The 11,180-nt window shown below is 39.4% G+C and carries 14 protein-coding genes; 8 read left to right on the top strand and 6 right to left on the bottom strand.

The annotated features are described in order from the left end of the window. Positions 1–197: 197 nt before the first annotated feature. Entirely contained in the window at positions 198–1,448 is a 1,251-nt protein-coding gene (locus J5X91_RS17470) for a multifunctional CCA addition/repair protein (protein ID WP_208835327.1), read from the bottom strand. A 141-nt stretch (positions 1,449–1,589) separates the two neighbouring features. On the opposite strand from J5X91_RS17470, the gene J5X91_RS17465 reads away from it, so the two are divergent. Further along, entirely contained in the window at positions 1,590–1,817 is a 228-nt protein-coding gene (locus J5X91_RS17465) for a hypothetical protein (RefSeq protein ID WP_058372658.1), read from the top strand. Positions 1,818–1,832: 15 nt separating this feature from the next. Here the strand turns inward: J5X91_RS17465 and J5X91_RS17460 are convergent, their stop codons facing one another. From J5X91_RS17460 to J5X91_RS17445, 4 genes are read right to left on the bottom strand one after another with little or no spacing between them, the layout of a single operon-like run. Beyond that, the gene (locus J5X91_RS17460; RefSeq protein WP_011327321.1) at positions 1,833–2,333 is read right to left on the bottom strand and encodes a DUF1543 domain-containing protein; all 501 of its coding nucleotides are present in this window, start codon (positions 2,331–2,333) and stop codon (positions 1,833–1,835) included. A gap of 24 nt (positions 2,334–2,357) precedes the next feature. Beyond that, positions 2,358–3,707 (bottom strand): sigma 54-interacting transcriptional regulator, encoded by a 1,350-nt coding sequence (locus tag J5X91_RS17455; protein WP_179807409.1) that lies wholly within the window; start codon positions 3,705–3,707, stop codon positions 2,358–2,360. 2 nt (positions 3,708–3,709) lie between these two features. Continuing rightward, entirely contained in the window at positions 3,710–4,252 is a 543-nt protein-coding gene (locus J5X91_RS17450; protein WP_179807410.1) for a hypothetical protein, read from the bottom strand. A gap of 1 nt (position 4,253) precedes the next feature. Next, positions 4,254–5,711, bottom strand: coding sequence for a HAMP domain-containing sensor histidine kinase (locus tag J5X91_RS17445; RefSeq protein WP_208835326.1), 1,458 nt, complete (start codon positions 5,709–5,711; stop codon positions 4,254–4,256). A gap of 368 nt (positions 5,712–6,079) precedes the next feature. Here J5X91_RS17445 and J5X91_RS17440 point away from each other — a divergent pair, with 368 nt between their 5' ends. The 6 genes from J5X91_RS17440 (at position 6,080) to J5X91_RS17415 (ending at position 9,784) form a co-directional block, all read left to right on the top strand. Next, positions 6,080–6,313, top strand: coding sequence for an EF-hand domain-containing protein (locus J5X91_RS17440; protein ID WP_011327316.1), 234 nt, complete (start codon positions 6,080–6,082; stop codon positions 6,311–6,313). Positions 6,314–6,340: 27 nt separating this feature from the next. Beyond that, positions 6,341–6,568 (top strand): hypothetical protein, encoded by a 228-nt coding sequence (locus J5X91_RS17435; protein WP_208835325.1) that lies wholly within the window; start codon positions 6,341–6,343, stop codon positions 6,566–6,568. Positions 6,569–6,723: 155 nt separating this feature from the next. After that, entirely contained in the window at positions 6,724–6,960 is a 237-nt protein-coding gene (locus J5X91_RS17430) for an EF-hand domain-containing protein (RefSeq protein WP_208835324.1), read from the top strand. Positions 6,961–6,967: 7 nt separating this feature from the next. Further along, positions 6,968–7,204 (top strand): EF-hand domain-containing protein, encoded by a 237-nt coding sequence (locus tag J5X91_RS17425; RefSeq protein WP_182679001.1) that lies wholly within the window; start codon positions 6,968–6,970, stop codon positions 7,202–7,204. Between the two features lie 123 nt (positions 7,205–7,327). Continuing rightward, a complete protein-coding gene (locus J5X91_RS17420) occupies positions 7,328–9,001 on the top strand; it encodes an amidohydrolase (RefSeq protein ID WP_086998057.1) in 1,674 nt (557 codons plus the stop codon). A gap of 114 nt (positions 9,002–9,115) precedes the next feature. Next, positions 9,116–9,784 (top strand): FlgO family outer membrane protein, encoded by a 669-nt coding sequence (locus tag J5X91_RS17415; protein WP_086998054.1) that lies wholly within the window; start codon positions 9,116–9,118, stop codon positions 9,782–9,784. 24 nt (positions 9,785–9,808) lie between these two features. Here J5X91_RS17415 and J5X91_RS17410 read toward each other — a convergent pair whose 3' ends face one another. Next, on the bottom strand, positions 9,809–10,045 hold the full coding sequence (locus J5X91_RS17410; protein WP_058372650.1) for a YgjV family protein: 237 nt from the start codon (positions 10,043–10,045) through the stop codon (positions 9,809–9,811). Positions 10,046–10,315: 270 nt separating this feature from the next. Here J5X91_RS17410 and J5X91_RS17405 point away from each other — a divergent pair, with 270 nt between their 5' ends. Next, positions 10,316–10,972 (top strand): cyclic nucleotide-binding domain-containing protein, encoded by a 657-nt coding sequence (locus tag J5X91_RS17405; RefSeq protein WP_011327309.1) that lies wholly within the window; start codon positions 10,316–10,318, stop codon positions 10,970–10,972. Positions 10,973–11,180: the final 208 nt, after the last annotated feature.

The raw sequence follows: 11,180 nt of genomic DNA, 5'->3' as shown, positions 1-11,180 counted from the left end.
GTTGGAAATGCGGCTGCTGATACAATTCGAAAATACATTCAAGAGCAGGGCTAACTATTCCGATTCATCCCATCGACGCCGCTTCGCGTCGATCAATGGGTTTTCTCGGAAAATTTCGATAAAAAAGTAACGCAGCACCAGTGCAATAAAAATAACAGCACATCAAGTTACTTAATTTAATTACTTTTAATGCCCTACTACTGTGCTTGTTTTTCTCGAGTTAAAAATGCTTTTACACAGTTTATTTCCGCTTGTTTCACTTCCTCGCCTATTTCTGGGCCTTTTTTGCCGCTGTTAAGTGCTGCTTGTACTACTTGTTTTTTATCTAGCTTTAATAGTTCTGCATGAATAGCACGCAGCTTAGCTGCTTGCGGGTAGGGTTTATTTACAAGTGTTTCGCCGCGCCCTTGTGCATCGCATTGGCATGCTTGAGTAAAAGCAATAAAACGTTGTGGATGAACCAAGGCGTTTAAATTAGTCACTATTAACTTATGAACCGTTTCGGGCCTTAATTGCTCTAATGTATGACAAAGAGTGTGATTATCGCTAGTAAGTACGCCAATATCGCGAAAGCAATTAGGTATTTTTAAACGTTCACAAAACTGTTCAACTACAGCAACCCCATCTCGTTCATGCCCACGTAAATTACCGCGTTTTTTAAAACTGATCGCTTTACCAAAGTCGTGAGTTAATGCAGCAAAACGCGTTGCTAGATCAAAATTTAAGTCGGCTGCACGCCTAAGCACTAACATAGTATGCACAAACACATCGCCCTCGGGGTGATGTTGTTTAGGTTGCGGCACATTAACCATTTGTTCAAGCTCGGGAAAAATACCTAAGCCTTGCAGCGCTTGAAAATAAAGTTCGGGATGCTTTTCACCCAGGGCTTTTTCGGTCTCTAACCATACTCGCTCTGGCACTAAATGATTAAGCTCACCTTGCTGCTTAAGCTGTTGCATTAGTGCATAAGTGCTCGGATGTATACGCCACTCGCTGCCAAAACGCGCTAAAAACCGAGCTATACGCAACACCCGCACTGGGTCTTCTACAAATGCATCTGTTGTATGGCGCAGTATTTTATCTTTAAGATCTTGCTGGCCGTTAAATGGGTCAATTATATTGTCGTTAGCATCGAGCGCCATAGAGTTTATGGTTAAATCACGTCTGGCTAAGTCTTCCTCTAGAGTCACATCTGGACTAGCATCAACCACAAAGCCGGTATAGCCTTTACCACTTTTTCGCTCAGTGCGCCCAAGTGCATATTCTTCTTTGGTTTTTGGGTGTAAGTAAACCGGAAAATCGCTACCTATTGGCACAAAGCCTAGCGCTTCCATTGCTTGTGGCGTTTCGCCAATAACAACATAATCGTTGTCATTTGATGCTCTTTTTAGCAGTAAATCACGCACTGCACCACCAACTAGGTAAACCTGCTCCAATGCTTTATCCACTTAACCTCCAAAAACAAATACCAAAACTGCAATTAATGGTCTAATTATACCCAAAACCATATTAAAAGTCTGAGTAGTTTGACCTACCGCTAACTTGCTCATTACAATAGCGCTTTATTTTTAGCTAAAGTCATAACAACAATGAAAAACCATTCTGCAAAAAAAGAACTCATGCTACTGCCTATATTACTGGTGGTTATTTTAATGTGTGTGGTGGGGCACTTTTTTATGCAAGCGGATTATCAAGACAGTAACATGATTGAATACATGTTAGCAGCGCTACCATTTGCAATGTTTGGCTTAGTGGTTGTAGCCTTTAAAATGGCGGCTAAAAGCGAAAAAGAAGAACAAAACGAGCAGGATTCTTAATCCTGCGTTATGTGTTTAAAGTACATGATAACCAAACCAATCAGGTTTAATTTTTTGTGCTTGCCCACTTGGGGTCAGTTTTATACTAAGCTGGCTGTCGAGTAAATCTATTGCAAAGCAATCGTCTACGTCGTGTAAATCATCTTTATGAATATGGCTAAAGCCAGCGAGTAAATCGTTTTTAGCGCGCTGTTTGGCCTCTTGACTACTGCTTGCTACATACAGTGCAAAGTCGTGTTGCTCAGCCATTAAATCGCTTCTGTAGGCGCCTAAGTTTACAAAGTAAAGCTGTTTAGTTTGCTCAACTGGCGTGTCGCTTACTGTAACTTTATAACCATCTATGTGGTTAATTGCCATGTAGCTATCCATATGCACGCTGTTTTTGTCGCCCACCCATTGGCTTTTTAATTTAGTATAGGTTTGCTCAATGTTTTGCCCAACTACAAAACGAATGTCGTGCATTTCTATATGACAGCCCTGAATTCGCCCACCTAAATACACCATGAATAACTGCATGTTTAATTCCTATAAATTGGTTATTTAAGCTAAATTATCAACATCTATATTGTGCTTTTTAATCAGTTTATAAAAATCTGAACGGTTACGTTTAGCTAGTTTTGCGCCTTCGGCGACATTTCCACCAGCCATTTTAAGGGTGTTTATTACGTAGTCGCGTTCAAATTCTTTTTTAGCGTCGTTTAGCGACAATGGCTCTACATTTTTTTCGTTGCTATTTAATGCACTTAGCACTAAATGCTCTGAAATAACTTCGCTTGGGGTAAGTGCTACAACTTGCTCTACCACGTTTTGAAGTTGGCGAATATTACCTGGCCAGTCGTAACGCACGAGTGCGTGCATGGCGTCGTTGGCAAAGTGTTTTTCGCTTTGCTTCATTCGCTTTGCAATACTGGCGCTAAAGTATTGTGCAAGTAGACTTATATCTTCGCGACGCTCGCACAAAGGAGGGAGTTTTAAATTAACCACGTTTAAGCGGTAGTATAAATCCTCCCTAAACTGCTGGTTTATAATCGCGTCGGGGAGGTTTTTATGAGTTGCCGATACAATGCGAACATCTATGGCTATTTCTTCTTGAAAGCCGACTGGACGTATGGTTTTTTCTTGCAATACGCGCAGTAACTTAACTTGTAAATTAAGCGGCATATCACCTATTTCATCTAAAAATAAGGTGCCTCCCTCAGCTTGTTGAAACAGTCCTTGGTGATCTTTTATTGCCCCAGTAAACGAACCTTTTTTATGACCAAATAATTCTGACTCTAGCAGTTCACCAGGTACTGCGCCGCAGTTTATCGCTACAAATGGGCCTTTACTTACATGGCTATGCTGATGAATAGCTTGAGCTAATAACTCTTTACCCGTACCACTGGCTCCCGATATTAATACGTTAACTTGCGTTGGCCCTAGCAGTTTAACTTGCTCTAGCAAATGTAGCATAGCGCCGCTACGGGTAACTATATTGCTAGTGGGTATTATTTCATCGGCATTTACGCCGTGTATTTCTATCGCTTTTGCTAAGCTGTCGAATAACTCGTCTTTATCTATTGGTTTGGTAATAAATGCAAAAATGCCTTGTTTGGTAGCCTCTACCGCATCAGGAATAGAGCCATGCGCTGTCATCATAATAACGGGCAATGCCGGATAGCGGCTTTGCAATTGGCGATGCAGTGCCATGCCATCCATTTCGTCCATGCGCAGGTCAGTTACTACGGCATCGAACACTTGGCTTTTTAATATTTGTAACGCAGTTAGGCCGCTCTCGCAGGTGGTAACCTCGTAGCCTTTTGATTCGATACGAATAGCGAGCAATTTTAATAAGCTGGCATCGTCATCCACTAATAATACTTTTGCACCTTGCGGTTTTATTGCTGGCATAACTACTGCTCCTTAGTTTCTTCGCGTAATAACAGTTGCTGCTCTATGGTTGCTAATGACGAGAGCGTTTGTTGCATTTTATTATTAAGTGCTTGCTGCTCTTTTTTAGCATTTATTTGTAGTGTTACTTGTTGTTTTTGTAGCCATAAATACTGTTTTATATCGTCTGGCCAATAGTAAGCTTGGTCAAGTTTAAGTAACTTACTCATTACCGTATTAGGATCGCTACTAGTGTTTAAACACATAAATTGAAAAAAGTTTTTTAGTTCTTTTTCGCCAACAAAATCTTTGTTATCTGGGGTTAACTTAAAACCACCACATTTATTAGCATGCCAGGCTATTACTTGCTCCGCAGGGGGATACATAGGATCGCTTTTAGGCCGAGGCTTTGGGCTTGGCTGGCTGTTTTTATCGCTCGTTACTTTAGTTTGAGTTTGCGCCACTGGGCTATCAACCACTTGCTGTTGGGGGGTATTAGTTTTGCACCCCGATAAAATGATGGCACTGCCACACACACATAAAATAGCCATTAAACGCGAGGTCATGCTAGTTAACTCCTTGATTTGTTATTATGGGAAGCGTAATTAAAAATCGACAACCTTGGGGTTCATTTTGCTCTATTAATAATTGTCCGTTTAATTGCTCTACTGACTCTTTAACAATAGTTAAGCCTAAGCCACTGCCTTGTAGCGTAACATTTTTGCTATGCTTACCTTGATAAAATGCGCTAAAAACATGTGCTTTTTCGTGCTCTTTAATTCCGCATCCCTCGTCGCTTATCGCCATTTTTAGCTTACTGTGCTCAAAGGTTAACGCTATAGATACTGCCTGCCCGTGTTGTGAAAACTTTAAGCCATTAGAAATTAATTGCACTAAAATCATTTCAATTAACTCCCCAGGTAACGCAAGCGCCTTATTAGGTAAGTTGTTATGCCAAATAAGGGTTTGCTCTCGGGCTGTTAGGCGGTGCTCAAAATGACTATTAATTTTATTAATTAAATGATTAAACTCAACCTCACTTACGCTGTCTTTACTAGTACGAATCGCATTATAACTAAGTAGGCTGTCAATCATAGTACGAAGGCGCACCATAGACTGGCTAATAAGCTCAAGTACAGCGCGTTGCTCTTTAGTTATAGGGCCAACTATTTCATCGCTGAGTAGGTCGGTGCCCTCGACCATTGAGGCTAGAGGTGTTTTAAGTTCGTGGGTAACGTGGCGTAAAAAGGTGTCTTTTTGCTGCTCAAGTATATGTAACTGAGCTTGCACCCATTGTAATTTATTACCTAATTCAACTAGCTCTGCTGAGCCTTGCACGGCTATTTTTTGTTGCCAGTCACCTTGCCCTAATTTACCAATAATTTTAGTCAGGCTTTTTAAGCGGCCACTTATACGCCACAAAAAACCGCCTCCTACTAAGAGTGTTAGCGGAATTAGCGCCACCAGCCAGTTAATAAATGAAGTTTGTAACTGCGCTATTTCTTTTTGATTATTAGTAATTTGGGTTTCGCTTTTATCGCGTAACCATAAGGTAAGTTCGGCGAGTAAATCGCTAATAGGCAAAAACAAGGCTACCTGCTGTTGTTTTTGTTCAACAAGTTGAGTGTGTGCTAGTTGCAGAGTATTCATTAAACGCTGCCATTGTGCGGTGTGACTTTTACTGGGCGCTATACGTGTAAGATCTTCAATACTTTGTAGCGATGCTTGCCACTTATCAACTATGAGCGTATCGAGTGACTCACTTTTTAGTACCCAATTTTGCCGAGTAGCGCGCTCTAAACTATTGAGCTCTTGTTTTAAAATATTAAACGATTTAGTTACTTGGTAGTTATTACTAACAATTTGCTGAGTTACAGCTAACTGCTTATTAAGCGCATTTAAAAATACAATAACCACTAACGATAAGGGTAATAACGACAGCAGCATACTCATTACAAACTGGCTAATTAAATTAGGGCGCCAATTAAGTATTGCTTTGTATTTTTCAGCCATCGCTGCTGGCATTGCATCCATCCTTTAGTAACTTTAAACAGCCTATTATTAAGCGTTTAAGTTATACACTAGCTGAATCAATTTATCGAAATTTTCCGAGAAAACCCATTGATCGACGCGAAGCGGCGTCGATGGGTAGTTCACATATCTGTTATTCGTACTGTAAAGCCGCCTGTTGCCAAACAGCAACAACTCAACTACTTGATTTATATTGCTTCTTTACTTATAAGCCAAATTTCGTTGCAAAAAACACACAGATACCTGTAAAACTTGCTTAACCTATAACACCAAAAACCATAAGCAACTGAATTTAAAAGGTAAAAATAATTGGCATCGTTTTTGTAATAGTTAATCTAAGTTTATCTTATAAGGAAATGATCATGAGTAATCGCTTTTTAATTATTATGCCAATCGTTGCGCTAGGCTTTTTGAGCGCTAACGCGCTGGCAATGGATGTACAAGCTACTTTTAATGAACTTGATAAAGACAGTAACGGTACTCTCAGCGAAGCTGAAGCTGGTGAGGACGCCGTACTTCATGAAAACTTTTCACAAATTGATACTGATCAAAATGGTCAATTGTCGCTAGATGAGTTTAAACAGTTTATTAAGTAACTAACCTAGTAACCAAAGGAGTTTTTTATGAAACAACTTATAGCCGCATTTTCGTTACTGTTTTTAGTTATTAGTGCTACTGCCCTGGCTTCATCGTTTAATGCTCGTTTTGCTTTTTTAGATAAAAATATGGATGGAAAAATTTCTATTACCGAAGCAAAAAAAGATAAAGATGTAATGAAACAGTTTTCTGATTTAGATGTAAATAACGATGAAATGATCTCTAAAAAAGAGTTTGAGGCGTTTAAGCCTTAAGTTTAAATTCAAGTTTAGCCTTGTAAAATTAACTAAAAGTATTTGCTATAACCCCTGAGGGAGTGTGTAAATGGATTTAATGTTGGGCGTTAAATTATGGCAAGTACTTTATTTTATTACGAATGACATTAAAATGAGCTTTGCGAAGGAGCACCATGAAGATACGCGCTTGTTTAGTTAGTTGCTTATTATTACTAAGCTTTAATTCATTAGCACTTGATGTAAAGCAACGTTTTGATCACCTTGATATAGATAAAAGCGGCTATTTAATTCACCATGAGCTTGAGGCTCAACCGCACTTACTAAACAACTTTAGCAAATGGGATAAAAACCAAGATAATAAAATTTCATTGGTTGAATTTAAAAATTATCTTACGAATAACCTCTACTGAGTAATTTATGAAAAATATAAGCTATATAGCGCTCGTTGCGCTTAGTGTTTGTAGCACACCAAGCTTTGCCAGCAGCAATAACATTGCCAAGCAATTTGAAAAATTTGATCGTAACCAAAACGGCTTATTAAGCCGAGCAGAAACAGCCAGTGACCCTGCTCTATGGTCTCGTTTTGCAAGTTACGATAAAGACAAAGACGGCCACCTTTCTTTAAGCGAATTTACACTTTATGCAAGTCAGTAATTAATTTACCAATAAATTAACTGGCTTACTCTGCACAAATAACAATCCAACCACCTCAAGTGGTTGGTATTATAAAAGTGAGTTTGTTATGTTAAAGCCATTAACAATAAAAATAAGCTCACTATGCCACTCAAAAAAATAATCAAACCTTTGCTACTCGCTTGCCTTTGCGCAGGCTCAAGCCTTGCGGTTGCACAAACTAAAGTTATTTACAACGCCAACGGCTACACACCTTTGTACAAAGGTGAAGTTCAGCAATTCTCTACTTTAGTTATAAAAAACGGTAAAGTAGTTAAACTTGGCGGCGATACGCTAAAAAATAACTTTCCTGATGCCAAGCTTATTGACGCCCATGGCAATACCCTTTTACCGGGTTTAATTGACGCACACGGCCACATTATTGGTTTAGGCAATAACCTGTCTCAATTAGATTTACGCGGTGCGCTTTCTATTGATGAAGTTACTAATAAACTCAAAGTATTTGCAAATAACAAACAAGGTTGGATTATTGGCCGTGGCTGGAATCAAGAACTGTGGCAAAAAAAGCAGTTTCCTACCGCTGCCGATTTAGACAAAGTAGTGAGCGATCGCCCTATTATACTGTCGAGAATTGATGGCCACGCTATTTGGGTAAATAGTAAAGCCCTAGAGCTTGCGGGTATTACTGCAAACACCCAATCGCCAGAAGGCGGCGAAATTATCAAAGACGAATTTGGCAATCCTACTGGTATATTTGTAGATAAAGCAGAATCGTTAATTAAACAATTTATGCCAAAACCATCAAAACAAACCATTAGTGACTCTTTAGATGCTGCCGGTAATCACTTATTAAGTTTAGGGATTACCTCAACCCATGATGCGGGTATAGATAAAACCACTTGGGAATTATATAAAGAACGCGGTGAGCTAGGTAATTTACCGCTGCGTATTGTGGCTATGCTCAGCGGCGCGAGTCCTGATTTAAAAACCATGTTAAAAGCAGGTCGATACCAAGATGCCAACGACTTTATGTCTATTCGCAGCGTTAAGGTTTATGCTGATGGCGCATTAGGTTCGCGTGGCGCCGCGCTAATTGAGGATTATGCCGACAGAAAAAACCACCATGGCCTAATGCTCGAAACCCAGCAAAAACTAGAAGAGTTATTTACGCTTAGTTTTAAAAGCGGTTTTAGCGCTAACACCCATGCAATTGGCGACAAAGCTAACCACGTTGTACTAGATGCGTATAAAAATGTGTTTAAAGCAACCGGCGGAATTTTACTGCGCAACCGTATGGAGCATGCACAAATAGTAACGCTTGATGATATTAAGCGCTTTAAAACATTAAAAATTATCCCTTCAATGCAACCAGTGCATGCCACCTCTGATATGCACATGGCAGAGCAACGCTTAAGCGAAAAGCAATTAGCGGGTGCTTATGCATGGCAAACCTTTTTAAAACAGGGATCAGTGATTGCAGCAGGGTCTGACTACCCAATAGAACTGGCAAATCCTTTTGATGGCTTGTATGCAACAATTACTCGTATGGATCACAACCAACAGCCAACCCAGGGCTGGCGCGCTAGCGAAGTATTAAGCCGTGAAGACGCACTACGTGCTTTTACCCTAGGCGGTGCTTATGCAGCGCATCAAGAGTTTAAAGTGGGTAGTTTAGAGCAAGGAAAGTGGGCCGACTTTATTTTAATAGATAAAGATTATTTTAAAGCACCGGTTGATGAGCTATATAAAATAAACGTATTACAAACATGGATTGCAGGCAAACTTCGTTACGAAAAAGAGGCTGTAACTGCACAATAAGCTGAATACAAACTGAAAATAACAAATTAATGAGAAAATTTAATTAAAGTAATCAAAAAGTGTGTCGATAAAGTGGGGTAATTTAAAAATCCCCTTATGTTTCAGGAAGAAAACATGTTATCAAAAAAAATATCTCTTACTTTATCGGCACTTTTTACCCTTTCACTTTCAGCTTGTTCTAGTCACCCTGTTTACAATGGTCACGCTCCTCATAATGACTATTCTCATAACACAAGGCATGTTCAAAATGACTCGCCTCGCGTGAGTAACTGGCAGTTTCCAGAAAAAAACTACCGCCCAATAAATAGCAGTAAGTTACTTAGTAATTACACCGAACAATTAGCCATGAAGCTAATTGAAAATATGAATTACATAAATAGTAATACCCCTATTGCCATTACTTCTTTTGTAAATTTAGATGACAACCTACAAACAACTAATATTTTTGGTAACCATTTAGCTGAGAGCTTTATTACTGAATTACAAGAATTTGGATTATCTGTTGTAGATTACAAACACACAGGTACTGTACATGTAACCCCAAATGGCGACTTTTCATTTAGTCGTAATGGTCGAGAAATAAAAGGCTATCCGCATATTGAATACACTTTAACCGGCACGCTTACTTATACTAATCGCGGTGTTATTGTAAACGCACGTATTATTGGCGCTAAATCAAAAGTAGTGGTGTCTTCGGCTAAAGGTTTTGTGCCTAGTTTTGTGGTTGAGTCGTTATATCCCACTCGCCGCGTTGACGGCATAGCGCTTGACGCAATCTTATAAAAACCAAAAAAGGATTAGTTTAGGCTAATCCTTTTTAGTCTCTGGCTGTTTATTACGGTATAATTTAATAATATGATACGCGTTTACAAACGCAAGTAAGCCATTAGTAAACGCAACGGGTACTGCACCAATAGCTAAGCCATAAATAGTAAAGGCGATACAGCCAAATAAATTATACCAACGCAGCTTTACCACGTCGGTCATTGTTAACGATGCAACCAGTAAAGCGGATGCTATATAACCTAAATATTCCCAACTCAATTGTTCTCTCCTAGGCTTTAGGTTAGCATTGCACTTTAGTACATTGAATCTGTACAACAACGTAACAGCTAAATAAAAGTTAACCTATAAATGGCTTAAAACTCTGTTGGTTATCAGCAGCTATACTGCTTAAATAATTAACCCAACAGTGCCAGCCCATTATATTAGCAGCACCTGATATGTTAATTAATTTAACATAATTTCTTAGAGCTTTGATGCTATCGCCATTAAGGTGCAATAAATAGGACAATTGTCCGAAGAGTATGATTGATGTTTCAATACCATTTTTCCAGTTATCTTGTTGAACAACTACTTACCTTTGCCGGTAGTAGTTATCAGCAATCAAAAAAAGAAATATTAATACAACAAGACCAGCCTTTAACTAAGTTGGTACTTGTGCGCAGCGGAACTGTGTCGTTTAGTTACGATGTAGGTAACGGACGACGCCTGCTGCTTGGTCAACTCGATTGCAATAACACCCTCATTGGTGAAATAGAAGCGCTCAATAATAACCCCTGCATTTATACAGTAACCTGTTTTAGCGATGTAACTTATAATTTAATTGAGTTAAAGCATTGGCGTGCGTTATTACTTGAAAAACCTGAGCTGAGTTTATACACAGCACAAACTATAGCGGCTAAATTTCAAGAAAATCAAAAAATAAACCTAGATAAATTATTACTGCCACTGAGCTATAACATAGCTAAAGACTGCCTACTAAGAGCCGAGAACAACAACCCTACACTGCTGCGTGCATACCCTACGGTAAATGCCGAAGCAGAACGTTTTGCAACCACTGAGCGCGCTTACAGGCGCGTTGTAACAGAACTCGTAGAAAAAAGCTTAGTACAAAGAAGTACCCAAGGTTTATTAGCAGTAGATATACCGCGCCTAAGCCAATATGTAGATAGCTTTGCGCAATTGTAATTTATTACATCAGGTTACATAGGTTGAAACGTTAAGTTTTATCCTTGACATCCTCCACCACCTCGCCAAGCGCCTGAACAAGTTCAGGAAAGGAGGGGGATTCCGATTAGTTTAAAACCATCGGGGCCTTGTGATCACTCATAAGGCAAGTTCCTGCTTCAACAAGCTGACTAATGTCAATCTCTCCACAGGCTAGAACGCGATGACC

It is taken from the genome of Pseudoalteromonas sp. K222D (genome assembly GCF_017653575.1).
Taxonomy (GTDB): Bacteria; Pseudomonadota; Gammaproteobacteria; order Enterobacterales; family Alteromonadaceae; genus Pseudoalteromonas; species Pseudoalteromonas nigrifaciens.
This window is presented reverse-complemented; position numbering and strand designations above follow the sequence as displayed.

Excerpts from the sequence above, each read along its gene's own strand:
- J5X91_RS17465 (WP_058372658.1), top strand. The coding sequence starts at position 1,590 with ATGAAAAACCATTCTGCAAAAAAAGAACTCATGCTACTGCCTATATTA.
- J5X91_RS17460 (WP_011327321.1), bottom strand. The coding sequence starts at position 2,333 with ATGCAGTTATTCATGGTGTATTTAGGTGGGCGAATTCAGGGCTGTCAT.
- J5X91_RS17455 (WP_179807409.1), bottom strand. The coding sequence starts at position 3,707 with ATGCCAGCAATAAAACCGCAAGGTGCAAAAGTATTATTAGTGGATGAC.
- J5X91_RS17450 (WP_179807410.1), bottom strand. The coding sequence starts at position 4,252 with ATGACCTCGCGTTTAATGGCTATTTTATGTGTGTGTGGCAGTGCCATC.
- J5X91_RS17445 (WP_208835326.1), bottom strand. The coding sequence starts at position 5,711 with ATGCCAGCAGCGATGGCTGAAAAATACAAAGCAATACTTAATTGGCGC.
- J5X91_RS17440 (WP_011327316.1), top strand. The coding sequence starts at position 6,080 with ATGAGTAATCGCTTTTTAATTATTATGCCAATCGTTGCGCTAGGCTTT.
- J5X91_RS17435 (WP_208835325.1), top strand. The coding sequence starts at position 6,341 with ATGAAACAACTTATAGCCGCATTTTCGTTACTGTTTTTAGTTATTAGT.
- J5X91_RS17430 (WP_208835324.1), top strand. The coding sequence starts at position 6,724 with ATGAAGATACGCGCTTGTTTAGTTAGTTGCTTATTATTACTAAGCTTT.
- J5X91_RS17425 (WP_182679001.1), top strand. The coding sequence starts at position 6,968 with ATGAAAAATATAAGCTATATAGCGCTCGTTGCGCTTAGTGTTTGTAGC.
- J5X91_RS17420 (WP_086998057.1), top strand. The coding sequence starts at position 7,328 with ATGCCACTCAAAAAAATAATCAAACCTTTGCTACTCGCTTGCCTTTGC.
- J5X91_RS17415 (WP_086998054.1), top strand. The coding sequence starts at position 9,116 with ATGTTATCAAAAAAAATATCTCTTACTTTATCGGCACTTTTTACCCTT.
- J5X91_RS17405 (WP_011327309.1), top strand. The coding sequence starts at position 10,316 with ATGTTTCAATACCATTTTTCCAGTTATCTTGTTGAACAACTACTTACC.